Annotated in this window: 27 protein-coding genes and 1 tRNA gene; 13 read left to right on the top strand and 15 right to left on the bottom strand. The window is 62.4% G+C overall.

The features are described from left to right. Positions 1-309: 309 nt before the first annotated feature. Positions 310-1,311, bottom strand: a complete 1,002-nt coding sequence (locus OGR47_RS06530) for a TIM44-like domain-containing protein (protein WP_165048033.1) — start codon at positions 1,309-1,311, stop codon at positions 310-312. A gap of 322 nt (positions 1,312-1,633) precedes the next feature. On the opposite strand from OGR47_RS06530, the gene OGR47_RS06525 reads away from it, so the two are divergent. The 3 genes from OGR47_RS06525 to OGR47_RS06515 all read left to right on the top strand — a co-directional run bounded on the left by OGR47_RS06525 (position 1,634) and on the right by OGR47_RS06515 (position 3,132). After that, a complete protein-coding gene (locus OGR47_RS06525) occupies positions 1,634-2,440 on the top strand; it encodes a thymidylate synthase (RefSeq protein WP_165048416.1) in 807 nt (268 codons plus the stop codon). A 9-nt stretch (positions 2,441-2,449) separates the two neighbouring features. Next, a complete protein-coding gene (locus OGR47_RS06520) occupies positions 2,450-2,980 on the top strand; it encodes a dihydrofolate reductase (RefSeq protein WP_165048030.1) in 531 nt (176 codons plus the stop codon). A 75-nt stretch (positions 2,981-3,055) separates the two neighbouring features. After that, a tRNA-Pro gene (locus OGR47_RS06515) sits at positions 3,056-3,132 on the top strand. A 91-nt stretch (positions 3,133-3,223) separates the two neighbouring features. On the opposite strand, the gene OGR47_RS06510 is transcribed toward OGR47_RS06515, so the two are convergent. After that, on the bottom strand, positions 3,224-3,658 hold the full coding sequence (locus OGR47_RS06510) for a hypothetical protein (RefSeq protein ID WP_165048028.1): 435 nt from the start codon (positions 3,656-3,658) through the stop codon (positions 3,224-3,226). A 183-nt stretch (positions 3,659-3,841) separates the two neighbouring features. Between OGR47_RS06510 and OGR47_RS06505 the strand changes: the two genes are divergently transcribed. From OGR47_RS06505 to OGR47_RS06495, 3 genes are all read left to right on the top strand, one after another. Further along, positions 3,842-4,024: a hypothetical protein gene (locus OGR47_RS06505; RefSeq protein ID WP_165048026.1), complete on the top strand. Its 183-nt coding sequence runs from the start codon at positions 3,842-3,844 to the stop codon at positions 4,022-4,024. Positions 4,025-4,369: 345 nt separating this feature from the next. Further along, the gene (locus tag OGR47_RS06500; protein WP_206527379.1) at positions 4,370-4,786 is read left to right on the top strand and encodes a DUF4326 domain-containing protein; all 417 of its coding nucleotides are present in this window, start codon (positions 4,370-4,372) and stop codon (positions 4,784-4,786) included. A 248-nt stretch (positions 4,787-5,034) separates the two neighbouring features. Further along, entirely contained in the window at positions 5,035-5,328 is a 294-nt protein-coding gene (locus OGR47_RS06495; RefSeq protein WP_216697890.1) for a hypothetical protein, read from the top strand. A 267-nt stretch (positions 5,329-5,595) separates the two neighbouring features. On the opposite strand, the gene OGR47_RS06490 is transcribed toward OGR47_RS06495, so the two are convergent. Genes OGR47_RS06490 through OGR47_RS06480 form a run of 3 tightly spaced genes read right to left on the bottom strand, consistent with a single transcriptional unit; the run spans position 5,596 to position 7,929 of the window. Beyond that, positions 5,596-6,321: an SDR family NAD(P)-dependent oxidoreductase gene (locus OGR47_RS06490; protein WP_165048024.1), complete on the bottom strand. Its 726-nt coding sequence runs from the start codon at positions 6,319-6,321 to the stop codon at positions 5,596-5,598. Then, positions 6,321-7,697 carry an AMP-binding protein gene (locus tag OGR47_RS06485; RefSeq protein WP_165048022.1) on the bottom strand — a complete coding sequence of 459 codons (1,377 nt, stop codon included), beginning with the start codon at positions 7,695-7,697 and terminating at the stop codon, positions 6,321-6,323. The genes OGR47_RS06490 and OGR47_RS06485 overlap by 1 nt, the downstream gene beginning before the upstream one ends. Next, positions 7,681-7,929, bottom strand: coding sequence for a phosphopantetheine-binding protein (locus tag OGR47_RS06480; protein ID WP_165048020.1), 249 nt, complete (start codon positions 7,927-7,929; stop codon positions 7,681-7,683). The genes OGR47_RS06485 and OGR47_RS06480 overlap by 17 nt, the downstream gene beginning before the upstream one ends. Positions 7,930-8,069: 140 nt before the next feature. On the opposite strand from OGR47_RS06480, the gene OGR47_RS06475 reads away from it, so the two are divergent. After that, positions 8,070-8,903, top strand: a complete 834-nt coding sequence (locus tag OGR47_RS06475; protein ID WP_246729520.1) for a GNAT family N-acetyltransferase — start codon at positions 8,070-8,072, stop codon at positions 8,901-8,903. Positions 8,904-8,910: 7 nt separating this feature from the next. Continuing rightward, positions 8,911-10,584, top strand: a complete 1,674-nt coding sequence (locus OGR47_RS06470) for a thiamine pyrophosphate-binding protein (RefSeq protein ID WP_165048016.1) — start codon at positions 8,911-8,913, stop codon at positions 10,582-10,584. A gap of 47 nt (positions 10,585-10,631) precedes the next feature. On the opposite strand, the gene OGR47_RS06465 is transcribed toward OGR47_RS06470, so the two are convergent. The 4 genes from OGR47_RS06465 to OGR47_RS06450 are packed head-to-tail and all read right to left on the bottom strand — an operon-like array spanning position 10,632 to position 14,184. Continuing rightward, positions 10,632-11,528: a branched-chain amino acid aminotransferase gene (locus OGR47_RS06465; RefSeq protein WP_165048014.1), complete on the bottom strand. Its 897-nt coding sequence runs from the start codon at positions 11,526-11,528 to the stop codon at positions 10,632-10,634. A 16-nt stretch (positions 11,529-11,544) separates the two neighbouring features. After that, positions 11,545-12,006 (bottom strand): cupin domain-containing protein, encoded by a 462-nt coding sequence (locus OGR47_RS06460; protein WP_165048012.1) that lies wholly within the window; start codon positions 12,004-12,006, stop codon positions 11,545-11,547. Between the two features lie 19 nt (positions 12,007-12,025). Beyond that, on the bottom strand, positions 12,026-12,949 hold the full coding sequence (locus tag OGR47_RS06455; protein ID WP_165048010.1) for an amino acid--[acyl-carrier-protein] ligase: 924 nt from the start codon (positions 12,947-12,949) through the stop codon (positions 12,026-12,028). A gap of 26 nt (positions 12,950-12,975) precedes the next feature. Continuing rightward, entirely contained in the window at positions 12,976-14,184 is a 1,209-nt protein-coding gene (locus OGR47_RS06450; protein WP_165048008.1) for an acyl-CoA dehydrogenase family protein, read from the bottom strand. A 196-nt stretch (positions 14,185-14,380) separates the two neighbouring features. Between OGR47_RS06450 and OGR47_RS06445 the strand changes: the two genes are divergently transcribed. After that, positions 14,381-14,629 carry a phosphopantetheine-binding protein gene (locus OGR47_RS06445; protein WP_246729518.1) on the top strand — a complete coding sequence of 83 codons (249 nt, stop codon included), beginning with the start codon at positions 14,381-14,383 and terminating at the stop codon, positions 14,627-14,629. A 42-nt stretch (positions 14,630-14,671) separates the two neighbouring features. On the opposite strand, the gene OGR47_RS06440 is transcribed toward OGR47_RS06445, so the two are convergent. After that, complete coding sequence (locus OGR47_RS06440) at positions 14,672-15,619, bottom strand: homoserine O-acetyltransferase/O-succinyltransferase family protein (protein WP_165048005.1); 948 nt, start codon at positions 15,617-15,619, stop codon at positions 14,672-14,674. Continuing rightward, entirely contained in the window at positions 15,616-16,914 is a 1,299-nt protein-coding gene (locus tag OGR47_RS06435; RefSeq protein ID WP_165048003.1) for an O-acetylhomoserine aminocarboxypropyltransferase/cysteine synthase family protein, read from the bottom strand. The genes OGR47_RS06440 and OGR47_RS06435 overlap by 4 nt, the downstream gene beginning before the upstream one ends. A 168-nt stretch (positions 16,915-17,082) precedes the next feature. On the opposite strand from OGR47_RS06435, the gene OGR47_RS06430 reads away from it, so the two are divergent. Then, positions 17,083-18,939: a long-chain-acyl-CoA synthetase gene (locus tag OGR47_RS06430; protein ID WP_246729517.1), complete on the top strand. Its 1,857-nt coding sequence runs from the start codon at positions 17,083-17,085 to the stop codon at positions 18,937-18,939. Positions 18,940-19,122: 183 nt separating this feature from the next. Then, complete coding sequence (locus OGR47_RS06425) at positions 19,123-20,289, top strand: amidase (RefSeq protein WP_165048001.1); 1,167 nt, start codon at positions 19,123-19,125, stop codon at positions 20,287-20,289. Positions 20,290-20,312: 23 nt separating this feature from the next. Here the strand turns inward: OGR47_RS06425 and OGR47_RS06420 are convergent, their stop codons facing one another. Further along, positions 20,313-20,690, bottom strand: coding sequence for a winged helix-turn-helix transcriptional regulator (locus OGR47_RS06420; protein ID WP_165047999.1), 378 nt, complete (start codon positions 20,688-20,690; stop codon positions 20,313-20,315). Positions 20,691-20,807: 117 nt separating this feature from the next. Between OGR47_RS06420 and OGR47_RS06415 the strand changes: the two genes are divergently transcribed. After that, positions 20,808-21,221, top strand: a complete 414-nt coding sequence (locus tag OGR47_RS06415; RefSeq protein ID WP_165047997.1) for an MAPEG family protein — start codon at positions 20,808-20,810, stop codon at positions 21,219-21,221. Positions 21,222-21,484: 263 nt separating this feature from the next. Here OGR47_RS06415 and OGR47_RS06410 read toward each other — a convergent pair whose 3' ends face one another. The 3 genes from OGR47_RS06410 to hisD form a co-directional block, all read right to left on the bottom strand. Further along, positions 21,485-21,922: a low molecular weight phosphatase family protein gene (locus OGR47_RS06410; RefSeq protein WP_165047995.1), complete on the bottom strand. Its 438-nt coding sequence runs from the start codon at positions 21,920-21,922 to the stop codon at positions 21,485-21,487. A 63-nt stretch (positions 21,923-21,985) separates the two neighbouring features. Further along, complete coding sequence (locus OGR47_RS06405; RefSeq protein WP_165047993.1) at positions 21,986-22,465, bottom strand: UPF0262 family protein; 480 nt, start codon at positions 22,463-22,465, stop codon at positions 21,986-21,988. Position 22,466: 1 nt separating this feature from the next. Beyond that, complete coding sequence (gene hisD / locus OGR47_RS06400) at positions 22,467-23,768, bottom strand: histidinol dehydrogenase (RefSeq protein WP_165047991.1); 1,302 nt, start codon at positions 23,766-23,768, stop codon at positions 22,467-22,469. A gap of 210 nt (positions 23,769-23,978) precedes the next feature. Between hisD and OGR47_RS06395 the strand changes: the two genes are divergently transcribed. Continuing rightward, on the top strand, positions 23,979-24,992 hold the full coding sequence (locus tag OGR47_RS06395) for a fatty acid desaturase family protein (RefSeq protein ID WP_165047989.1): 1,014 nt from the start codon (positions 23,979-23,981) through the stop codon (positions 24,990-24,992). Positions 24,993-24,995 lie beyond the last annotated feature (3 nt).

The raw sequence follows: 24,995 nt of genomic DNA, 5'->3' as shown, positions 1-24,995 counted from the left end.
GATGGGGAGAGCGTCCTGTGGGCGTGTCAACTTCGTCTCGACAACGAGGCAATCTGGCGAATGCCGGGCGCGAGCTCATCCCTCCCCTTTACGGGGAGGGTGGCCCCGCGCAAGCGCGGTTGGGTGGGGTAACGCCCCAACCCTTGTCGTAGCGGCGAGAGCCCCACCCGTCGGTCTTCGACCGCCGACCTCCCCGTAAAGGGGAGGTTGAGTGGCTCACGGCGCCAGATTGCTACTCGCCCGACCGCAGATCACAAAAAAGGCGCTCCCTCCTCACGGAGGGAGCGCCTCTCAATAGCAGTCTTTGCCTTACGCCGCCTGCTGGATCGCCGAAAGCTTCCAGGCGTCGGGGCCGGCGCCCGCCGGGCGGCGGAAGGTCCAGACCTCGGTCGCCTCAGTCGGGCCAGTGGAGCCCGGCGTCGGCTTGCCGGTGGCGCGATCCTCCAGGACGTCGTTCAGCGAGAAGCGCATGGCGACGCTCGCATATTCATCCGAGCCCTCGCGCCAGGCTTCCGAGAGGTCTCCCTGCAGAAGCTTGACGTCGGTCACGCGGTTGACGACGCCCTTGCGGCGGTTCGTGTCCAGCTCGTCGTCGAAATGGCGGACCATTTCCGGCGTAGCGATCTGGCCCAGCGCGCCGGCGTCCTCGCGGCTATAGGCGGCCTGCGATTGGCCGAGCAGGCGCTCGAAGGCGTTGAAGTCTGCGGCCGCGATCTGTATCGGCGTCGCGCGCGGACGCTGCGGCGCCCCGCCGCCAAAGCCCATCGGGCCCGCGCCGGAGCCGCCCATCGGACGCCCGCCGAAAGGCGCGCCGCCCATGAAGCCGAAGGTCGAGCCCTGAGGACCGACGCCGGCCGGCGCATTGCGCCTCTGCCACCAGACGAAGGCCATGCGGGCCAGGAAGGCGACCAACGCGATCTGAAACAGCAGGCCGATGATCGACATGAAGCCGCCCATGCCGCCGAAGAACCCGTTGCCGGTCAGGAGACCAAAGAGCCCCGCCCCGAGCAGGCCCCCGGCGAGACCGCCAAGCAGGCCGCGGCCGAAGGACGAACCGCCGATAGCCGGATTATTGTAACCCGGCTGGCTCTGGCCATAGCTCGGGCGCGGCGTCTCGCTGCGCTCGAATGGCGAGGCCGTTCCGGGCGCCGTGCGGGTCGACGGCGGCGCCGACCAAGTCTTGGAGCCGCGCGAGCCGACGCTCCCGCCTCCGCCCATGCGCGCCTCGGCAATTGCCGGCGCCAGCGCCAACAGCGCCGCGAAAGCCAATGAAATCAGCGATCCGCGCTTTTGCGCAAGAAACCGCAGCATATGAGTTTTCCCTCTTATTGGGGAGCGTCGCTCCCCTCGGGGAGAGAATATAGGGAGAGGATGACGGAGCTGCAAAGGCGGGGGCGGGGGAATTGGGATGTCGCCCTCATCCGACCGCCTTCGGCGGCCACCTTCTCCCGCGCGCGGGAGAAGGAGTCGCGGCGGCAGATTTCTGGATCATCGGCAACCGAGGGGTTCTCTCCTTCTCCCGCTCGCGGGAGAAGGTGGCCCTCGCGTCAGCGAGGGTCGGATGAGGGCCCTTTTCCCCCAAGTAAATCTTCCCAACTCCAAGACTCCCGCCCCCGGGCCCCTTAAATACCCCATGCGCCAATATCTCTCCCTTCTCGACAAGATCCTGCGCGAGGGCGTCCGCAAGGAGGACCGCACGGGGACAGGCACGCTCTCCATCTTCGGCCATCAGATGCGCTTCGATCTCTCGGCGGGCTTTCCGCTCGTCACCACCAAGCGGGTGCATCTGAAATCCCTGATCCACGAGCTGCTCTGGTTCCTCAAGGGCGAGACCAACATCGGCTATCTGAAGGAAAACGGCGTCACTATCTGGGACGAATGGGCCGATGAGAAGGGCGATCTCGGGCCCGTCTATGGCGCGCAGTGGCGCGCCTGGCCCTCGCCCGGCGGGGAAACGATCGACCAGATCGGCTGGCTGATCGAGGAAATAAAGCGAAACCCCTTCTCGCGCCGCCTCGTCGTCACGGCCTGGAATCCGGCCGAAATCGACAAAATGGCGCTCGCGCCCTGCCATTGCCTTTTCCAATTCCATGTGGCGGAGGTGGACGGACAAAAGCGCTTGTCCTGCCAGCTCTATCAGCGCTCGGGGGACGTCTTTCTCGGCGTGCCCTTCAATATTGCGAGCTATGCGCTGCTCACGCACATGGTCGCGCAGGCCACCGGCTGCGTCGCCGGCGATTTCATCCACAGCCTCGGCGACGCGCATCTCTATCTCAACCACATCGAGCAGGCCCACCTGCAGCTCACGCGCGTGCCTCGGCCCCTGCCCCGCCTCGCGCTGAACCCCGAAGCAGCCTCGCTCCTCGACTTCCGCTATGAAGACATTGCGGTAGAAGGCTACGACCCCTGGCCGGCCATTGCCGCGCCGATTGCCGTATAAAGGAGTCGCATGACCCCCAAACTCGTCGCCGTCGTCGCCCGGGCCCAGAACGGCGTCATCGGGGTCGGTAATGGCCTCCCCTGGCGTCTCTCCAGCGATCTCCAGCGCTATAAGGCGCGCACCTGGGGCCGGCCCATGATCATGGGCCGCCGCACTTGGGAATCGATCGGCCGCCCCCTGCCTGGCCGCGAGAGCGTCGTCGTCACGCGGAGCCCCGGCTACGCCGCGCCCGGCGCGCATGTGGCGACGAGCCTTGCCGAATCGCTCGCCATCGCCCGGCGCCTCGCCGCCGAAATGTCGGCGCCCGAAATCATTGTCGCTGGCGGCGCCGAAATCTATCGGGCGCTGCTCGGCGAGACGCAAATGATCGAGCTCACTGAAGTCGCGCTCGACATTCCGGGAGACGCCCATTTCCCGGAGCTTTCACCGCTGGATTGGGAGGAAATCGCCCGCGAGACGCCGCCGCGCGGCGAAACGGACGAGGCGGATTTTTCCTTCGTGACGCTACGCCGTCGCCACGGTGGAGAAGCGACAAATTAAACGGCGAAACTAGTTGCGGCTCCGCCCCACTATGGCTATAAGGCCCCTCGAAAGCGGCCCACGCGGCCGTTGGATCGGAGTGTAGCGCAGCCTGGTAGCGCACCTCGTTCGGGACGAGGGGGTCGGAGGTTCGAATCCTCTCACTCCGACCAATTTAAATCCCGCAAACCAAAGCGTCAGAAAAGGCCCCCTTCGGGGCCTTCTTCACGTTCGGAAGAGAGCCGGACGGAATCCACTAGCAGCCTAGCGGACGCTTTTCATGATCTCTTCCATGTGTGGCTGCGTCGACGGGTTGTTATCCAGGCGCGCCAGCCTGCACCGAAGCTTCGACTTGTGTCGATCGTAAAGCAACTCGCGATCTTTGGGGGCCCGTCCCTTGCGGTTGGATCGCCGGCGCGCTTTGGCCTTGAAATTGGAAACAATCTCCGGGATTTTCTCGTCTCGCTCTTCTACCGGCTTTGCGATGGCGTCGACAAGCTGGTCGACGGCGCCCTCGACGAGCGTGTCGATAAGGCCGTCCTGCGCCTCGGCGTTCGCCTCCAGGTAAAGCTTCACGCCGCCTTTGACCGCCGTCCCCCAGAGCGGGCGCAATGAGGGAAAGGCGAAAGGCAAGGCCACGATGGCCAGGCCCAGCCCAAGAACGCTCTTGGGTACGGGCAGATCCTCGAGCAACGCCACCGCGCCCTCCTCAAGCCTTTTCAGAGCAGCTTCAACGAGCGATCGCACGCGCGGTTCCCGATCACCGCCTCGACAACAGCGCGTCTGGATTTCTGGCAGGCAGGAACAGATTCCGCCGAATTTCGTTGCAATAAACGTTGACGCGACTTCTAGGTTCAACCCAACCAAAGCGGAGCCGTCCAATTGGAAGAACTCGACATCCAAGACTATGCGCGGCGGCTGTTCGAGGCGCATGGCGACAAGTCCGTCGCCGAAGCGGCGCAAAAGGCGGCCACTTTAGAGCAGAGCGGCGAGACCGAGCAGGCCAAAAACTGGCGACGGATCGAAGCCGCATTGTATCAAATGCTCGGGCCGCACCAGAGTTGAGCGGGCGCATCGACGTCCTTGCACGAGGCTGCCCGGCGCAGGCAATTAAGGGGCGGCCTTTTTTTGTTGCCGCGAGCGTCTTTGAGCGAGAGGAACTCTAGATGCGTCGCCATTGTCTATGGGGACAAACCGAGCGCGCGGCCTCGGGAGCTCGCATTCCTGCGAGCTGCGGATTTTGATAAGGAAGTCCAGCCGGGCGATATAGAGCAAGTCGATCATGGCGTTCTCATTGTGCAATGAGGCGATCGACCAGGGTGACCTGCAAGCGCGGGCCATTCAAGCTGCCAAAAATACGTAGCCTCGGGTTCGAAGATCATCGGATTTTTCGGCGCAGGAGAAGCATCCTTGGACGATCTCTTCAAATCCAGCAAACCACCCACCGATTATGGGGCGCGAATCCGAGTTGTTTCCAAGCGCAAAGGAGGGCTCCAGGCGGCCCCCGACGAAACAATTATCGACGTGGATCGTAGCAATCCGATTCTCGGCAATCCGCATGTGCTTCGCGACCATCGAGACATGCAGGAGCGGCTGCGCGTGATCGCCGCCTACGAACGCGATCTCGATTGCGATCTCGCCGAACGCGGCCCAAAGACTCGAGAAATCGAAAAGATCGCGTATCGATTGCGCAGGGGCGAGAAAATTGCCTTACGCTGCTGGTGCGCCGAGCCGCCCACGCGCCCGCAGCGCCCCTGCCATGGCGACAGGATCAGGCTCGAGGTTCTGCGCCTGGCGCGCACGGAATCCTTTACGCCGGCGGGATGAGCGGCTAGCCGAGAGCGATTCAAAACTTTTCCGCTTGAACAGCTCGCATTGGGCCTTGTCATTCCCGGCGGGCTGAGAGCCCGACCGGGAATCCAGAGCCCACAAAAGTTCGCTGGTTTTGCTCTGGATTCCCCATCGCTCGCTGCGCCGGCGTCGGGAATGACACCGACTAATCAAGCAGATCTCGTATCACGCCCTGCGCCGCATTTCGCTGAACGCCAAATGAACGCGCCGGATAGGCGCTGTTCATGCTCGATTGGCTATGCGGAGCGGCGGCGTCATTGCAAGTGAAGCGGGTAGCTGAGCAGATGTCTCGAGTGTCGTTTCTGGTCATCGCCTTCGCGATCGCAATGTCCGTTACGCCAGCATCCGGCGGCGGGAGAGGCGGGAGTCGCTTTCGCAACGACGGCGGCTTCTACGGTGGCGGGGGCGTTTTCTACGGTGACAACGGCTATTCGCGCGTTGTTCCCGTGTTGAACTATCGCCCTTCACAACATGTCTTCGATCTAACCGAGCGACCTGCGTCGGGAAGCCACCCTTGAAGGCAAAGAGATCGCGTTACGCCGCACTCGCCGCCTACTGGGCTCGGCCTATGGCGGCGGGAGTTGGTAGTCGCAGCATGAGGCCCAGTCAAAATCGCTTCGTAAAAAACGAGCGGCCCGCGCCTTTACATCCGAGGTCGCGGGCCGTCACCGAAAACACAGCCAGTTTCGGCTCTGCCTGAAGCAACCGAAACACGCTGGCGAAGCCCAGGATGCAACCGGATGGTTAACAGGCGGTTAACGACTGCCGCCCGAGCGCGCCTTGCGTCACGCCGTTGCCCCCGCATCCACCGTCACCACCGTTCCGGTAATGTTGCGCGCCTTGTCGTCGAGCAGGAAAGAGACCGCGTTCGCGACATCCTCCGGCATCGCCAACCTGCGCAAGGCCGCGCGTGCGGCAATTTTACCGCGATCCGCGTCGCCAAGCGAAGCCGTCATCTCCGTCTCGACGAAACCCGGCGCTACCGCATTGACGGTGACGCCCATCCGCCCGACTTCGCGCGACAGAGACTTGGTGAAGCCAATGAGCGCCGCTTTCGTCGCGCCATAGACCGAAAGCGCGTTGTAGCCGGTCGAGGCGATGATGGAGGACATATTCACGATGCGACCGCCCGCGCCCGCCGACATCATATTGCGCACGACATATTTCGTCAGAACGATCGGCGCAGTCACATTTACGCGGGTGAGCATCTCGATCTGCGAATTATGCATGGTGGCGAGCAAGCCTTCCGTGCCGAGCCCAGCATTATTGACGAGCCCATAAGGCGCGCCGAACTCCTTCTTGAGCCGTAAGACGAAATCCGGGATCGCGTCGACGTCAGATAGATCGAGCGCAGCGAAGGAAAGCGCGCCCGATGCGCGAGCGATCTCCTCTTCGAGAGCCTCGCTTGGCTTTCGCGCCACAGCGACGACGTGAAAGCCGTCGGCGACAAGGCGACGGGAAATCGCCAAGCCGAGACCACGACTGCCGCCGGTGACGATCACATTGCGCATCAAGCTTTCCCCCGCAGCAGTTTGCCGCCCGCCGACATGGCGAACGACGAGACGAAGTCGATCGAAACGGGGACCTTGTGACGTTCGAGCCGCGCGCGGCAGGCAAGGAGGATTTCTTCTTTCACCGCCCGCTTTTGCTCCGTCGAGATATCGCTATCCGCGAGCATAACTTCTGCGACGATGAGATCGCCTGTGATCGGATTGCGCCGCGCCTTCACCAGCGACATGCGCACGGCAGCGTGCAGATTAATGATCTGCTCGACCTCCTCCGGGTGAACTTTCAGACCGCCGACGTTGATCGTTCCTGCGCGCCGCCCCTTGAAGAAAAAACGATCGCCGACTCTTTCGACGAGATCATCCGTGTCGACGAAACCCTCCGCATCCGCCAGCCGGAGATCGTCGCGGCCGACATAGCGATCCGCCGTGCGTCGGGAGCGCAGGCGCAAGGACCCGTCGACGACGCGCATATCGACGCCGCCAACGCCATCGAGATAAGCGGCGGGGAACCCTTCCCGCCCGTCCCTCACCTCGAAGCCGACGCCCGCTTCCGTTGACGCATAGGCGTGGATGATTTTTGCGTCCGGGTAGGCAACGGCCAAATTGCCGAGGATGGCCCGGTCTGCGATCTCACCAGAAAGGCGCACATATTTAGGGCTGATCCGCGCAGCGTCAGGGCTCATCAGCAGACGGCGCCAATGCGACGGCGTCCCCGTGAGATGCGTGACGCCCGCCTCTGCCATGCGCGTTACATGATCGGCGAGAGACTCGCTCGACTCGGTGAGCAGCAATGTCGCGCCGCTCGACGCCGCGCGCAGGAAGATCTGCATGCCGCCGTAGCGGCGAATGTCGTAGAAGGTCGCCCAAACCGGCGCCGGCTCGCCTATGGCGCGCCCGCGAACCGTGCCGAGCAACCCGTCGAGACGATGTGCGACAAGCTTCGGCGCCCCCGTCGTGCCGGACGTCGGGAGAACCCATTCCGTCTCGATCGGCGCCGGGCGCGGCACTGTCTCGGGCGCGAGCGCCGACACCCGAACGCGCGGGAGCGCGACGCCGAAATCCTTGCCGTCGTCGTCACAAATGACGGCCTCGACCTGCGCCTGCTCTATTGCCGAGGCGAGACGCTCCGTCGTGAAATCCGGCGGCGTGACCACCATGCGCGCGACAAGCCCGTCGAGCTCCAGCATGGCGAGCGCGGCGTCGAATTGCGACGATACGCCGATAAGCACCGATTTGCCGGCAAGCAAATTGCCGCCGCCAAAGATCGTGCCCTGGACCGCGTCGCGCCAAAGCGCCTGTCCATTTGGCGCCCGCAAACCGCAGGCGCCATCAGAGACGGAGTCGCGCGCCAAACCGCGCAGATCAAACGGTCGCTGCATTTTCATAAAGCGCGACGAAATCGCCGAAGGTGACCGGAAAATAGACCTCTTCGGAAGCTGTGAAGGGATCGACCCCGAGCGCATCTTCGAGACGCGCGACGATGATCGCAAAGCACAGAGAATCTAGCCCAGAGTCGGCAAGAACCGTGTCGCTCTCGAGCGGCGCAAGCTTTTTTTCCTGCTCCGCGGCCACGTTTTCCACGACGGAAAGCACTGTTAACCTTATGCTCATCGAGACTCGCCTTTTCATCTTCGGCTAAGAAGGTCTTTCTATCGTCGTTTTGTAAGCAATTCCTCGCCCATGTCGCAAAGATCGATGACGAAGGTTAAGCCCAGATGACTCAGCCAGCGACGCCGCGCATTCGATGCCGAATGATCGATGAGCCCGACGCGCCGGCGCTCGCCAAATTGCTGGCCAAAGGCTTTCCCGAGCGCACGATCGATTATTGGAGTCACGCCCTCGAAGCGCTCGCGCGCCGCGATGCGCCCGCAGGTTATCCACGTTTCGGCTACCTCCTCGAGCACGAGGGCGCGCCGGTCGGCGTCATCCTGATGATCTTCACCCAGCTCGGCGCGGACAAAATTCGCTGCAATATCTCGAGCTGGTATGTCGAGGAGGCCTATCGCGGCTACGCCTCGCTGCTCATCGCCGCTGCGGTGCGCCATAGGGACGTCACCTATATCAATACGTCGCCGGCGCCGCACACTTGGCGTGTGATCGAAGCGCAGGGATTCCGTCGCTATTGCAACGGTCAGATGCTGACGATTCCCGCGCTCTCGCGCTGGGCAGCCAACGCCCGCGTTAAACCTTTCGACGCGCTACGCGATTATGGCGACTCTCTTTCATCGCAAGAACGCGCCCTCCTCACCGCCCATGCCGAGCGCGGCTGCCTCGCGCTGATCGTGCATGAAAAGCGGGACGCGCATCCCTTCGTCTTTCTGCCGCGCCGGGTGTTGAAGGGCCTCGTGCCCACGCAGCAGTTGATCTACTGCCGCAACCTTGCTGACTTCCAACGCTTCGCTGGGCCTTTGGGCCGCGACCTGCTCCGACGCGGCCACCCCACGGTCCTTCTCGACGCAACAGAGAAGATTCCAGGCCTTTTCGGAATCTATCTCCCGGATCGCGGGCCCAAATATTTCAAAGGCCCCGAGCGCCCCCGGCTCGGCGATCTCGCCTTTTGCGAAAGCGTCATCTTCGGACCGTGAGCATAGCATGAACGCCATTGTTGAAATTTCCGCCGCGCAAGCCTTGGTCGATCAGCTCATCGCCAATGGTGTCGACCATATTTTCTGCGTGCCTGGCGAAAGCTATCTCGCCGTGCTCGACGCCTGCTATGAACGCAACGTCAAACTCACGGTCTGCCGCAACGAAGCCGGCGCCGCGATGATGGCGGACGCCTATGGCAAGGCCACCGGCCGCCCCGGCATTTGCTTCGTCACGCGCGGCCCCGGCGCCGCCAACGCATTTGCCGGCGTCCATATCGCACAGCATGACTCGACGCCGATGATCTTGTTCATCGGCCAGATCGAGCGTTCCAATCGTGACCGCGGCGCTTTCCAGGAAGTCGATTACCGCGCAATGTTCGCCGGACAGACCAAATGGACGGCCGAGATCGATGACGGCGCGCGCGTGACAGAATATGTCTCGCGAGCGTTTCATGTCGCGCTTGCCGGGCGTCCGGGGCCCGTCGCCCTCGCTTTGCCAAAAGACATGCTCGAAGAACGCGTCCTACCACGCCCCTGCCCTCCTGCCGCAGCAGTGGAGACGGCGCCAGGAGCCGAGGCCATGGACGCCCTCGCCACAATGATCGCTGAGGCAAAGCGTCCTTTATTCGTCCTCGGCGGAACGCGCTGGGACGAAACGGCGTCCCGCCGCATGATGGATTGGGCAAGCGCTTTCGACATGCCTGTCGCGACGAGCTACCGACGCCTGCCGCTCTTTGATCCTCTCCATGATTGCTACGCCGGCGACCTCGGCCTTGCCGCCAATCCAAAGCTCGTCGCCCGCGCCCGAGCGAGCGATCTCTTTGTTCTCGTCGGCGGGCGACTGGGGGAAATTCCCTCTCAGGGCTACAAGCTCCTCGATATTCCCGCGCCCCGAACGCGTTTCGTCCATATTTATCCGCAGGGGGAGGAATTCGGCCGCGTCTATGCGCCCACGCTCGCCATTCACGCCTCGCCAAAGGCTTTCATCGAAATGCTGGCGAAACAAGAGCCGCCCGCCGTCCGACCCTGGCGTGAAGAGACCCGCCAGGCGCACCAAGACTATCTCGGCTTTTCGCGCAGCTTCGCGCCGTCCGCCGACGTCGATCTGGCGCAGACCATGATCTGGCTCTCGGACCATCTGCCCAGTGACGCGGTCATCTGCAACGGCGCGGGAAATTACGCGTCATGGATTCACCGCTATTTCCGTTTCCGCAGCTATAATTCACATTTCGCGCCGACCTCGGCCACGATGGGATATGGCGTGCCGGCGGCCGTCGCGATCAAACGGCTTTATCCCGAGCGTCTGGTCGTCTCTCTCAACGGAGATGGCGATTTTCTGATGAATGGCCAGGAATTCGCAACGGCGGTGCAATACGACCTGCCGATCATTGTCGTCGTCTGCGACAACGCCAGCTATGGCACGATCCGCATGCATCAGGAGCGCAATTATCCCGCGCGCGTGGTCGGAACGGATCTACGCAATCCCGATTTCGCCGCCTATGCCCGCGCTTTCGGCGGATATGGCGCGCGCGTCGAACGCACCCAGGACTTTCCGGAAGCCTTCGAGGCCGCGCGCGCGTCAGGGCTTCCCTCTATCATCCATTTGATGATGGACCCCGATCGCATCACGCCGACCGCAAATCTCTCAGCGCTGCGTGCCGAAGCGTTTTCTCGCCAATAAACTACTCTATAGGAAAAAGGCGCCGCAATCGGCGCCTTTTTGAAGGGTCACGAAACGGCGCGAAGCGGCGTCCGCGAATGTGCGAAGTCCCAGTAGAGCGCGCGAGCCTGCTTATACATCGGGCCCGCCTCCAGAACCCGGTCATCGATGCGTGACATCGGTGCCACCTTTTGGAAATTGCCGGTCGAGAAAATCTCGTCAGCCCCGAGGAAGTCGTCATAGCTAAGCGTCGTTTCGATCACCTCCACGCCATCGGCGCGGAGCAGTCCGATGACGCGTTGGCGCGTGACGCCATTCAAGAAGGTTCCGTTCGCCGCTGGCGTGAAAACCACGCCATTCCTGGCGAGGAAAGCGTTGGAATTTGCAAATTCCGCGATATTGCCCAGCATGTCGCGCATGAGGCAATTATCGAAGCCGCGCTTTGCCGCCTCGATCAACGCCCGCGCCCCATTGGCGTAATGGCAGCTCGCCTTGGCGCCGACTGGCGCGGTTTCCGCCGTTGGCCGACGGAACGGCGACAGCGTCACTGCGCCTCCCTTAGGACCCGGCATCGGCGTTTCGTAGATCGTCAGGCACCAATTGGTCGAGGACGGCTCGAAGCGAACGCCCCCGCCGAAACCCTCCTCCGCCCAATACATCGGGCGAATATAAAGCGGGGCGTCGGGGGCGAATTTCTTCAACCCCTCTTCGACAAGCGCGCGCCATTCTTCGACCGACAACAAAGGATCCAGCAGCATTTCACGTGCGGAATTATTGACGCGCGCAAGATGCAGATCGAGATCTGGCGTCACGCCTTCGAAGGCCCGAGCGCCGTCGAACACCATCGAGCCTAGCCAAGCCCCATGTGTCCGCGGGCCGAGTATCGGCGTATTGCCCTCGCGCCATTGACCCTGAAAAAATGTCCATGTCTGCGAGACCTGACGTAGCGGAACAGGAGAGGACATCGTCGTTTCCTTCTCCTTAGGCGCCGTTGAACATTGCCGGCGCATTGGCGCCCGGCGTAAGCTTCATCATGCGCGCAAGCTTCCGAATGACCCGAGCCATAAACATCACAGGCGCAGGCAGCGGCGTGCGGCAAAACGCGACTTTTCGCACATAATCGTCGATGGTCCAAACCGCGTGCGAGCCTGCGCGGAAAAGCACATGGTCGCCCGGCCCGAGATGATGCTCCACGCCGTCATCGTCGCGCAAGACGACCGAACCCTCCAGCACATAGACCGTCTCGTCCACGTCATAGTGCCAGTTAAACACGCCCTTCGTGCAGTCCCAAAGCAGCGTGGTGGCAGAGTTGTCGAGGCTGCGAGACAATATGAAATTGCGCGCAACGGGAGCGCCGTCGATCACCCAAGCAGGGTTGATCGGACAAGGCCGCATTTCGACATTCCTGCCCTCATAAAAAACGATTTTGTCCTCACCGCTCATCGCGATTTCCTTCCGCCAGTTATTTCAAACGCAAAATTTCCTGCACGTCGCCGGGCCATTCCTCGACGTTAAGTCCATGCATCGCAAAGAGCGCAAGCGCCAGCCGGTCGATGCCGAAAGCGACGCAACCAGAATGCGCCAATTCGCCCTGCTGATCGACGAGCTCCCATGTCTTGCCGAAATGCTCGCGATGGTAGTTGAAGCTCATGCAAGCTGTCGGGGCGCTATCGGCGCGCACGGGGATGAGAAGCTCGAATTTCAGAGCCTGCTCGATCTGGTTCGCGGCCATCAACACGCCGATCCGGCCAAAGAATGGGTCGCTGGCGCGATCGAAGACAAATGGCAGCCGAAGCGACTCGGCGATCGACTCCGCGATTTTCATCCACTGCTCGCGGAAGACGACGATCTGCGCGGGCGCGCCAATTCGAACGAATTCACGCATCCGAAATGACTGCAGCCTGTCCAAATCTTTCGATGGCTCGTGACGGAAGCAGTCCGCAGCGACATCGAAGGTGAGACCCTCTTCGGGGACCGGCCCATTTTCCGCAGCGATAGGATAGACCGGATAACAGGCCGCCGGGCTCAACACGAGACCGGCGGAAGTCGCGCCTCGCGTCCAATCTTCGCCTTCCTTGGCTCGGTTCACCGCGGCGGCGACATCGGCCTCGGTGCCATGGAGGGCGCAAACGCAGCCGAGCAGTTGAGGGAAACTGTTGAGGTAGCCCTGCTTCTCGAGCTGCCTCAGACTCATCACCGGTGGAAATCGAAAGACGACCGCTTCATCGGGGCGATGTCTTGAAATCAGGCTTTGAAGCGCATCGACGACATCTTCATAACGCCGCGTGCGCGCGTAAACGCCGTCAACGCCCATCGGGCGAAAGAGATAATCGAGGATCGTCTGGTCGCTGTTCGCCACCGGATCTGCGCACGTCATCCTACCCATCGCACGATCTTCCCCAGGCTGTTTCATTATCTCGGCTTCACGATCGAGTCTGGCACGCCGCCGATCAGGCAGGACGAGGCCACATTCGAAAGAATCCGATTGTTGTTGATCATGACCGACGACGAAAGAATATCTCTCAGCGGGCGCGAGACGCTGAATTCGCCGTCGCTGCGATAGCCCGCGATTCCGCAGGCATTGAACGCATGCATAACCGTCGAGATCGCTATTTCGGAGGCGCTCACCTTCAAAAGGTTGAGCGAAGTCTGGAAGGAGATTTCGTCGAGCGTATCGGGTTCTTCGGCCCTGCCGAGATAATCCGCGATCGAGGAATCGACGAGGTTGATCAGCTGCATGAGGGCGAGAGACGCCTGCGTTGCGAAGGGCGCGCCCGGCGGCAAGGCGCCTTTTTGGGCGCGTGAGATTTTACGCGTGAAGTTCTGTGCGCGCTCCACCGCGCCAGCCGCCACGCCCGCCCAGCAGGCCGCCCAAAGCAGATGTGTCACCGGCACCATCGAGCGGCGGTGAATCTTGTCGTAAGCCTCTGGGAGAACCTGCTCGAGCTCTCCTTTTGCGAGGAGATGGAAACCTTCGCTGCACGTGCCGCGCATGCCCATCACGTTCCATTTGGACGTGCGCTCGAGCGTGTAGTCTTCCTTGAAGAAGAGCGCGAGCACCTGGTCGCTGGGTAGAGAGTCGGGCGAACGGCGCGCGGTTGTCACGATGGCGTCGGCAGACGCCCCATAGGACACCACTGAGGCGTCGCGATCGAGAGAAACGCCGCCATCGGAAGCGATGATTGCCGAGGCGCTGGAGCGCACATTGGCCCCGTTTTTTCCTTCAGTCGTCGATGAGGCAATCAGCATCTGCTCTTCGCCAATGCGACGAAGATAGTATGGAAACTTCTCGCTGTTTCCCGCATGGATCATGACGCACGCGACATTTGCGGCATGCATCGCATAAATCATCGCGCTCGAGGAACAGACGCGACCGAGCGCATAACAAACCTGCGCGGCCTCGGCGACGTTGCGGTCTTCGCCGCCAAATCGCTTCGGTAGCAATATCCCAAGCAGCCGTTGTGCTTTCAGCTCATCGAAAGCCTCTCTCGGAAAGCGCGCGCCCTCATCGACGGCGTCGGCAAATTTTGCGGCGACGGCGACGGCTGATCCGATTCGAGCGGAAAAATCATCGCCCGCCTCGGTATCTTCCTGCGCCTTTGAAATTTCAGCGGCCAACATGGATGCCTCTTCAACTTACCCTTGCCTGATCTGTTGGAGGCTAGGCTGCAGTTCTGAACAATCCGTTTTGTCGAATAAATTGTCAGGGTCAGCCTTAATAAAATGGATTTTATGTATTGTTGCGCAGCTTCTTTTTACAGGCAGTCGTTAGAATTCTAATTGTCAATTGGAAGAAACCTGTGTTCTGGAGGACAGCGTGGACGTCTTAACGGTTCAATCCATCGATCGCATCAACGCCATCGTCGCCCAATTCATAAAGAATGCTTCGCAGATCCCGCCGCACCAGGATTTGCAGGAGCTTGGGATGACGTCGATGGAAATGGTGAATCTGATGCTGTCGATCGAGGCGGAATTCGATTTGACGATTCCGAGCTCGAAACTCGTTCCGGCCAATTTTCGCACCATCGGGAATATCGAAGCGTTGGTGCGCGATCTCGACCATTGAGATTTTGAGGGGGGCGCCGACCTGCCCGGCGCCGCCTCTCAATCAGGCGCTGTGACGCAAGGCTTCGACCCTGGTCGCGACATTCTTCATCCAGGAACGGTAGAGGCGCTGCGCGTCATCGGCCCAGGGTCGAGCGCATTTCTCGGCGGAAAGAACTTCCGCGAGCGCCTCGTCCGCATGGCTCTCGGTCTTTTCAAGCACGCGGCTTTGTAGCGCCGACAGCCTTTCGGACGTTACGGCGCTGAAGTAATTCTCGGGCTGTTCAGGATACTCCGCGCGCTCGCCGGAAAGATAGCGCAGCACGTCGCGGCGATATTCCTTCAGCAGAGTCTCCGCCTCATATTCAGGATGACCTTGCAGGAAAACGAAGAGGCTGGGCTCTTCGCGCCAGAACATATCAACGCCGGCTTCCAGCGAGCCTGCGCCGATTTGGAATCCGCGGCGTTCCAGCGTTTCAGCGTCGATCGCGTTGTAGCGCGAATGCGGCGTCAAGATTGCAGTCCCAGCTCTTTCCCCTGTCCAATCGTCGGCGAGATGCTGGAAGGAGTAGACGCCGCTGATCTTTTTCGTCACTCGCCGGCGTTCGACGCCCGCAAGATGAAGCGCCGCAGCGTGGGCTGCGAGGCAAGACCAGAGAGTCGAGAAGGTATGTGCACGCGCCCAATCGACGAGCGTCTGAATCTGCGGCCAATATGGCTCGTGCTCGAGGCGGGCTGCGCGGGGCTCGCACCCGGTGACGATCAGCGCATCGGCGCCGCGCCTGTATAGCGCCTCTATATCTTCATGGTCGCGCGCCAAATAGCGGCGCGCCGTTTCACTGCGCTCCAGGCCCGGCAACGCGTAGCAACGCCAGCTAATCTCGCGGCCCTCGGCGCCCCCGCGCACGAGACGCTCGAATTGCGCCCGCGTCGCCGCGAGCGCTTGGTCGGGCATGTTATTGACGAATGCGATTTCGAGGGCGTCGTGCGAGCGCAAAGAGAACGACGTCATTCCGCCGCCTCGGCGATGCTCGCATTGACGGAGGCAAGCGCATTGTCCAGATCTTCGATGATGTCGTCTATGTGCTCGATGCCGACGCTGATGCGCAGCATCTCCGGCAAGACCCCGGCCTTTGCCTGCTCGTCCGGCGTCATTTGGCGGTGCGTCGTCGAGGCGGGGTGGCATGCGAGCGACTTTGCGTCGCCGATGTTCACGAGGCGCTTGATGATGCGCAGCGAGTCATAGACGCGCTTGCCGGCCTCGAGCCCGCCTTTTACGCCGAAAGTGAGGAGCGAGGGCACGCGGCCGCCGAGATATTTCTGCGCGAGCGGGTAATAGGGGCTCTCCGGGAAGCCGGCGTAATTCACCCAGGCGACGCGCGGATCGTCGCGCAAAAACGCAGCGACCTTTCGCGCATTCTCGACATGGCGCTCGACGCGCAACGCGACGGTTTCCAACCCCTGCAAGAGAAGAAAGGCGTTCAACGGCGCGAGCACCGCGCCGGTCGTGCGCTGATAGACGCTGCGGGCGCGTGCGACATAAGCGTTCTCTTTGAAGCGATCGGCATAGACGAGGCCATGATAGGAGACGTCCGGCTCATTGAAGGTCGGGAACCGCTCGGGGTATTTGGCCCACGGAAAACGTCCGCTGTCGATGATGATCCCGCCAAGCGTTGCGCCATGGCCGCCCATGAACTTTGTCATGGAATGAACGACGATGTCTGCGCCATGTTCGATGGGCCGCCACAGGATCGGCGTCGCCACCGTATTATCGACGATGAGCGGCACGCCATGGGCGTGCGCGGCCTCGGCGATCTCGGCCAAGTCGCAAATATTGCCGGCCGGATTGCCGACGCTTTCGCAGAAGACCGCTTTGGTGTCAGCGTCCATCGCCGCGGCCATATCAGCGGGAGAGTCGCTCGCCGCAAAGCGAACTTTCACGCCCTGGCGCGCCATCACATGCTGAAGCAGCGTATGCGTGGTGCCGTAAAGAGTCGGCGCGGCGACGATATTGCCGCCGCTATCGGCGACATTGGCGAAAGCGTAATAGAGCGCCGCCTGCCCCGTCGAGACCGCCAGAGCGCCGACCCCGCCCTCGAGCTGGGCGACGCGCTTCTCCAGCACGGCGACGGTCGGATTGGCAATGCGGCTGTAGCGGAAGCCCTCCTCTTCAAGATCGAAGAGCGCCGCCGCGTGGTCGGCGCTGTCGAACTCATAGGCGACGGTCTGATAGATCGGCACCGCGACCGCGCGCGTCGCCGGATCGCCGTCAAAGCCGCCATGCACCGCTATCGTTTCGTTGCGCATTGGGTTTGCCTCCTGCGGCGCGCCCGGCCGCATCGTCGAGAGGGTGAAGCTGGGCTATTGACGTAGAGAAAACGCCTAAAGATTTATGCGGTTTTCGCGCGCGCAGCGACGAAAAGCGCCCGGTAGGCTTAATAAGGTTCTTTTGCATTTGTAGAGATTTCGCAGGGAATGTCCGATAGGATCGCGAACGACCTGCGCGATTGGCGCGCATTAACCATTCTCAACGGACGACGACGAGAGATGACGGCTTACGGCGCGGGCGCGGGGCCTTCCAAAAGCGAACTTGCGGAAGGCGCGGGGCGCTCGACGAACAAGGATTGGTTGCGGGCTCTGAAGCTCTCCGCGTCCATCGAGCGCGATCCCAATCGCACGCTCGCTATCGCGTTCGACGACATGGTGGCGTTGCGCGGCGACGCCGCGGCGATCCTTTTTGAAGGCGGCGGATTCAGTTTTCGCGAATTGTCCGAGCGCTCCCGGCGCTACGCGCGCTGGGCGCAGGCGCGCGGTCTGCGCAAGGGCGACGCTGTCGCGCTTGTCATGGAGAGCAGGCCCGATTACGTCGCAATCTGGCTCGGGCTCACACGCATCGGCGTCGTGGTCGCACTCATCAATTATAATCTTGCCGGCCCAGCGCTCGCGCATTGCATCAAGATCGCCGCGCCGCGCTTGATCCTGGCCTCGGTTACGAATTACGCGAAATGTGTCGAGGCGCTCGCCGGCGACGATGCACGCCTTGTGCGTTGCGACGACTCTCTCGAAAACGAGATAGTCGCGCAATCGAGCGCGCCCCTTGTTCTCGATGAGGCGACGCGCCCAACGCTTTCGGATCACGCGCTTTACATCTACACCTCCGGCACCACCGGCCTGCCGAAGGCGGCGATTGTCTCCCATCGCCGCATTATGAATTGGGCGCTGTGGTTTTGCGGTCTGATCGACGTCACGCCCGACGACAGGATGTATGATTGCCTGCCGCTCTATCACTCGGTCGGCGGCGTCGTCGCCATCTGGGCGACGCTGCTGGGCGGCGGCTCGGTCGTGCTACGCGAGCGCTTCTCGGTGAGCGCCTTTTGGAACGACGTTGTCGACTACGGCTGCACGCTTTTTCAATATATCGGCGAGCTCTGCCGCTACCTCGCCCATGCAGCGCCCTGCGAAGCGGAGACGAAACATAGGCTGCGCCTCGCCGTCGGCAATGGCCTGCGGCCGGACGTCTGGCCGGTATTCCAGAAGCGTTTCGCCATTCCGCGCATACTCGAATTCTACGCAGCGACGGAAAGCAATTTCTCGCTTTACAATGTCGAGGGCGAACCCGGCGCCATCGGCCGCATCCCTTCCTTCCTTGCGGCAAGCCGGGCGATCCAGCTCGTGCGATATGACGCCGAGAACGACGCGCCGCTGCGCGACGCGGAAGGCTTCTGCGTTGCCTGCGGGCCCGACGAGCCAGGCGAGGCCATCGCGCGCGTCGCCAATGACTTCGAGGGCTATCTCGACCGCGCGGCTTCAGAAAAGAAAATCCTGCGTGACGTCTTCACGCAAGGAGACGCCTGGATGCGCAGCGGCGACCTCATGCGTCGCGATGCGCGCGGCTTCTTCTATTTTGTCGACCGTGTCGGCGATACTTTCCGCTGGAAAGGCGAGAATGTTGCGACGGCCGAGGTCGCGCAGGCGATCGCCGCTTATCCCGGTGTCTTAGACGTCACTGTCTATGGCGTGGAGGTCCCCGGCCGCGACGGTCGCGCCGGCATGGCGGCGATCGTGGCGGACGACTGCTTCGACGTAGCAGGCCTCTATGCGCATCTTTCGGCGCAGCTGCCCGCCTATGCGCGTCCGCTCTTCCTGCGCCTATCGCATGCGTTGCAGGTCACGGAGACGTTCAAGCACCGCAAACTTGAGCTTGCCGAAGAGGGTTTCGATCCGCGCGCAATCGGCGACGCTGTCTTTTTCGCGTCTTGCGAGCGATCTATATATGCCGCCTTGGATTTGGCGCTTTACGAGGAGATCCTCGCCGGCGCCGTTGCTCTCTAGCGCGCTTTCCGCTCGCATGGAATCATGCGAGCGATAAGAAATCGCGCAAGATCGAACCACTGGAGCGCATTCTTCGCAAAAGCCTGCAACTTTTGCGAAGAATGCGCTCCAGGCGTCGTGTCCGAAGACCCGCTTCCAACCGGAAATGACGCCAAACCAAAATTCAGCGGGAAAGGGCGCCGGATGAAAGGCGATCTCGGGGCATTGTCGGTCGTCCTCAACGAAGGCGCGGAGGGGCCTGGCCCCCTCTCCGGCGCGACCTTCGTCGTCAAGGAGAACATCGACGTCAAAGGCGAGGTTTCGACCAACGGCCATCCCCAATGGGCGGCGACCCATGCGCCGGCGCCAGCCAATGCGGCGGTCGTCGACAGGCTGCTCGCCGCCGGGGCGCGGCTCGTCGGCAAGACCCATATGGACGAGATGGCCTATAGCCTGCTCGGCGCGAACCCGCATTTTGGCACGCCCATAAACCCGGCGGCGCAGGACAGGCATCCTGGCGGCTCCTCTTCCGGCTCCGCCGTCGCAGTGGCGGCCGGTCTTGTCAATTTCGCAATCGGCACAGATACGGCCGGCTCTTGCCGGGCGCCCGCCGCCTTTTGCGGCGTCTTCGGCTTCCGCCCCTCGCATGGCGCGATCCCCATGGACGGCGTCGTGCCGCTGGCGCCCTCGCTCGACGTCATCGGCTGGTTCGCGCGCGATCTGCGGCGGATGGCGGAGGTGGGCAATGTGCTGCTGCCCGAAGACGCCGATCAGGGGGTGTTGGAAGAAGCGGTTTTTCTCAGCGACGCCTTTCGCGGCGCCGAAACCGAGTTCGCCGCGGCCGCCGCGCCCGCCGTCGATATGTTGAAGAGCGGGCCGTGGCGCGAAGGTCGGCTTGACGAAGATTTCTTCAAGACGGCTCTGGCGCATTTCCGCAATCTGCAGGCGCATGAGGCCTGGGCGTCGCACGGCGCATGGGTCGCGGCGCATCATCCGACCTTCGGCAAAGGCGTCGAGGCGCGCTTCGCAATCGCCTCCAAAGTCACGCTCGAACAGAAAAATGCGGCGCTGGCCTTTGGCGAGGAGGCGAAAAAGCGCATCGGCGCGCTGTTTGGAGACAAGGGCTTTCTCGTCATGCCGACGACGCCCTTCCGTTCGCCGCTGCTCACCGAAAGCGAGGAGCAGCTCGACGCCAAGCGCTACCAAATGATGCGGCTCTTCCTCATCGCGAGCTATTTCGGCCTGCCGCAGATCAGCCTGCCATTGCCCACGACTGACGCGCCGGTGGCGCTTTCTTTCGTCGGCAGGCGCGGAACCGACCGCAAGCTGCTGGCTCTGGCGCAGCGCTTCTGCTCGAAGATGAAGAAATAAGGCTCACGTCGAACCAACACTGGTTACGGCAAACAAGGCGTTGACGGGTAACCCTCCTGGGCTTCTTCGCCTTCTGCAGGAAGCGCATGCGCTTCGCCCCACTTCTTCAGCTCGATCAACAGCGGCGCAAGCGTGCGGCCTTTCTCCGTAAGGCTGTATTCCACGCGCGGCGGCACTTGCGGGAAAATTTCGCGCGACACCATGCCGTCGCGTTCGAGATCGCGCAGCTGTTGCGTGAGCGTGCGCTGGGTGATCTTGGTCAGCCGCTTTTGGAAATCGCTGAAGCGCTTCTTGTCGTCGAGCAGGAGGAAGAGGATCGAGCCCTTCCATTTGCCGCCGATAATGTCCATCGCCGCCTCGATGGGGCATTGGTCGTATTGCGGGTGACGTTGCTTGCGCATGGTATCCTATTTTGCCCTATGGGCGGCATTCCTGCCTAGTGGCGATATTACTGCGTTCTTCACAGCGATCTATACTGTCGTTAGCGTCGCGGCATTGACGTCTCGAAGGAGAAGACGATGACCAACGCAATGACCCCCGAATTTTACTATGCCGTTCTGACAGCGGCTTTCACATCCTTGCTCTGGGCGCCGCATGTGGCGCAGCGCCTGCTCGAAATGGGCCTCGTCGGCGGCTTCCGCGATCCGCTGCATGATGCGCCCACACAAGCGCCCTGGGCGCAGCGCTCGATCCGCGCCCACGGCAACGCCGTCGAGAATCTCGCCGTCTTCGGCCTGCTCGCGACCGCCATTCAAATAACCGGCCATACGACATCCGCCTCGGCGGCGGCGGCGGCGGTCTATTTCGCCGTCCGCATCGCCCATTACCTGATCTACGTTATCGGCCTGCCTTGGGCGCGCGCGCCCATGTTTCTGATCGGCTGGGCCTGCCAATGGGTTCTGATCGCCGCCCTCTTCGGCTGGGTTAAATGAGGGCGGCCGCCCCTGTCATCCGAACAGGCCGGCTGGACTCGAGAGCAGCACCGAGGTCGCTATTGTGGCCCCTGGATTCCCGGTCGCGCTCCGCGCGCCGGGAATGACAGACGCCCACAGCGCTCTCTTCAATAGATCAAGTAAAGGCACGCTGATGCCGCGTGTCATCCCCGACAGGCCAAAGGCCTGATCGGGGATCCAGGGCAGCGCCGACATTGCCCATTGCAACCCTAAGATTCCGGTCGCGCCTCACGGTGGTTGCCCTAAGCGCCCGTTGGTCCCCGTCCCAGCAGCTCCTTGATCCGCGCCGTCAGCCTATCGCGTACGTCGCGATAGGCTGACAGGATCGCCTCCCGCGATCCCTGCGTCGCCGTGGCGTCGGGCGTCGGCCAATAGACGACGTCGACCGCCATGGCGCGCGTGAACTCCAAAGCCTTGTGATGCGCTTCGGGGGAAAGCGTGACGATGAGGTCGAAGTTCGAGTCTTCCAGATCCTCGAAAGTATGCGGCTTATGGCGGCTCATATCGACGCCGATCTCGTCCATCGCCGCCGTGGCGAAAAGGTCCGGCTCGCCGCGCTTGATCCCCGCGGAGGCAAAATAAATCTCGCGGCCGAAATAATGCCGCGCGATCGCTTCGGCCATGGGCGAGCGAACCGTATTCAGCGTGCAGGCGAAGAGGACGGATTGCGGGCGCGCCATGTCGCTACCGCATTTTCATCGCCGAACTGGCCTGTGCTTCGGCGGAAAATGCTGCCATCCGCCTCAGCCCTTCCAGTGCAAGGCCGTAATCAGAGTGAAGAGGCGGCGCGACGTGTCGGAGTCGGTTTCGATTTTTCCCTTCAACCGCTCGGCAAGAAGCTGTGCGCCTTCATTGTGCAGGCCGCGCCGGCCCATGTCGATCGCCTCGATCCGGCTCGGCGTCGCCGTGCGGATGGCGGCGTAATAGCTTTCGCAAATCAGGAAATAATCTTTCAGGATGCGCCTGAAGGGCGTCAGCGACAGAATATGCGTGACGACGACGTTTCCGTTCTGGTCCCGGATATCGAAGACGAGCTTGGCGTCCATCAAGGAAATGTTGAGCGCATAGGGCCCGCCGGCATGGCCGACGAGCGCGAAGCTGTTCTCCTCGATCAGGTCATAAACCGCGATAGCGCGCTCATGCTCCTGATCGGCGGAGCCGCGCCCGATCGAATTCTCGTCGAGCGTGACCGAGATAAGCCGTTTCTGTGCGCTCGAGTCCACCTCAAGCCCCGAGAGAATTCAGGCGGATCGAAACCGAACGGGCATGCGCCGTGAGTCCTTCCGCGTCGCCGAGCGTCACCGCCGCGCCGCCAATGGCGCGCAGCGAGTCGGCGTCGCACTTCAGGATCGACGTGCGCTTCACGAAATCGAGCACGCTGAGGCCCGAAGAGAATCGCGCGGAACGCGCCGTCGGCAGAACGTGATTGCTGCCGCCGACATAATCGCCCACCGCCTCCGGCGTATAGGCGCCGATGAAAATGGCGCCGGCGTTGGAGACGCGCGCGGCAAGCGCCTCGGCGTCCTCGGAGATGATCTCCAAATGCTCCGCGGCGATACGGTCGGCGAGCGGCAGCGAATCCGAAAGCTTCTTGACCAAAATCACCGCGCCATAATCGCGCCAGGACTTGCTGGCGATCTCGACGCGGGAAAGCGTCGAAAGATGGCGCTCCACCGCCGCGACGGTCGCGTCGGCGATCTCGACGCTGTCGGTGATGAGGATGGATTGGGCGGATTCGTCATGCTCGGCCTGCGCCAGCAGGTCGGCGGCGATCCAGTCGGGATTGGCGGTCTTGTCGGCAAGCACCAGCACTTCCGAGGGGCCGGCAATCATATCGATGCCGACCTGGCCGAAGACGCGGCGCTTGGCGGCGGCCACCCAGGCGTTACCGGGGCCGACGATCTTGGCGACCGGCGCAATGGTCTTGGTGCCATAGGCGAGCGCCGCCACGGCCTGCGCGCCGCCGACGCGGTAGATTTCATTTATCCCCGAGCGCTTGGCGGCGGCGAGCACCAGCGGCTCGACATGGCCGCCCGGCGTCGGCACGACCATCACGATGCGCTTCACGCCGGCGACCTTGGCGGGCACGACATTCATCAGAACGGAAGACGGATAGGCCGCCGTGCCGCCCGGCACATAGAGCCCGACCGAATCGAGCGGCGACCAGCGCCAGCCGAGCTCGACGCCCGCCGCGTCGCGATAGCGCGCGTCCTCGGGCTTCTGCTTTTCGTGATAGGCAGTGATGCGCTCGAGAGCGAGATCAAGCGCGGCCAGCTGCTCCTTCGAGCATTTCCCTTCCGCCGCGGCGACCTCGGCGGCAGAGACGGCGATGCCGGTCTGCGCGAGATCGATGCGGTCGAAACGCTTGGAATAATCGATCAGCGCCTCGTCGCCACGAGCGATAACGTCCTCGATGATGGCGCGGACGGTGGCGTCGACGTCCTGGGAGGACTCCCGCTTCATGGCGAGCAGCGAGACAAAACGCTGTTCGAAATCGGGGGCGGCGGCGTCCAGGCGCAGGGTCATTTCCATCTCCAACCGGGGTTTCCGGCTGTCATGGCCTTGTGGGAGCGCTTTCGTCAAGTTTGAAGCGCGGCGCGGAGCCTTTCGCGGCCGCCTCCCCGGCGGAGTCAGACCGGCGTACAAATCGTCGGCTGTGTGATAGAAGCAGATGCGGCGGTCGAGCTTCCAACGCCCCTCCGCTTCGGTCCCCTCGAGCAGCCGCCGCTTCCTGTAATGGCCCAACCCCTTCCCTCAGCCGCCCTTCTCGCAGACCTCTACAAGGTCCGCCCCGCAATCTACTGGGTCGATTTCCTCGCCAGCGCCGGGACCGGCTGGGCGGCCTTCGCCATCGGCGCCCTCAGCCCTTGGGGCTCATTTTCGGGCCTTGTCGCCATCATAATTGCGGTCTTCGCGCTCAATCGCGCCGTGGCCTTCACCCATGAGATCAGCCACCATCGCCGTGGGTTGACCGGCTTCGAGGCGGCATGGAACGCGGTCGTCGGGTTTCCGCTCCTTCTGCCCACCTTCATCTATGGGCAGGTGCATCTCGATCACCATCGCACCGCGATGTACGGCACGAATGCCGATCCATCCTATTTGCCCTTTGCGCGCTCGTCCTGGACGGTTACGGCCTATCTGCTCCACACCTTGATCGCGCCGGCCTTTCTTGCCTTACGCTTCATGCTGCTCGCGCCGATCGGATTTGTTTCCGGGCGCGTCGAAATCTGGCTGATCGAGCGGGCCTCCGCCATCGCTTTCAACCCGGCCTACCGGCGCAAGGCTACTCCCGGGCTGGTTCGACTGGCGCGCCGCGATAGCGCTCTCCTGCTGGCGATGTGGGCGGTTCTGATCGCGTTCGGACTGGTCGCCATCGACACCGGCGTGCTGATCCGGGCCGCGACATTGTGGTACGTCGTCATGGTCGCGATCGGCTTCCTCGAAGCGATACGGACATTGACCGAGCACGCCTATGAAAGCCCCGGCGTCCCGATCGACAAACCGGCCCAGATCGCAGACTCAAACGATATTCCAGGTCGTTTCTGGACCGAGCTCTGGGCTCCGCTCGGCCTGCATTATCACGCGACGCATCACGCTTTTCCCGGCGTCCCCTATTATGCGCTGCCGCGCGCCTATCGCCGGCTGCTGGCGTCGACGCCGGGCCATGGGAGGATGACGCGGCCCGGCCTGCTTTGGGCGCTCCGGCGGCTTTACGGAAAGGACAACCGAGGAGACGACGCGCCGCGCTGACCT

Source organism: Methylocystis sp. MJC1 (assembly GCF_026427715.1).
In the GTDB taxonomy this organism is placed as follows: Bacteria; Pseudomonadota; Alphaproteobacteria; order Rhizobiales; family Beijerinckiaceae; genus Methylocystis.
Note: the sequence above shows the minus strand (reverse complement) of the source record. Positions and strands in the feature narration are given on the sequence as shown.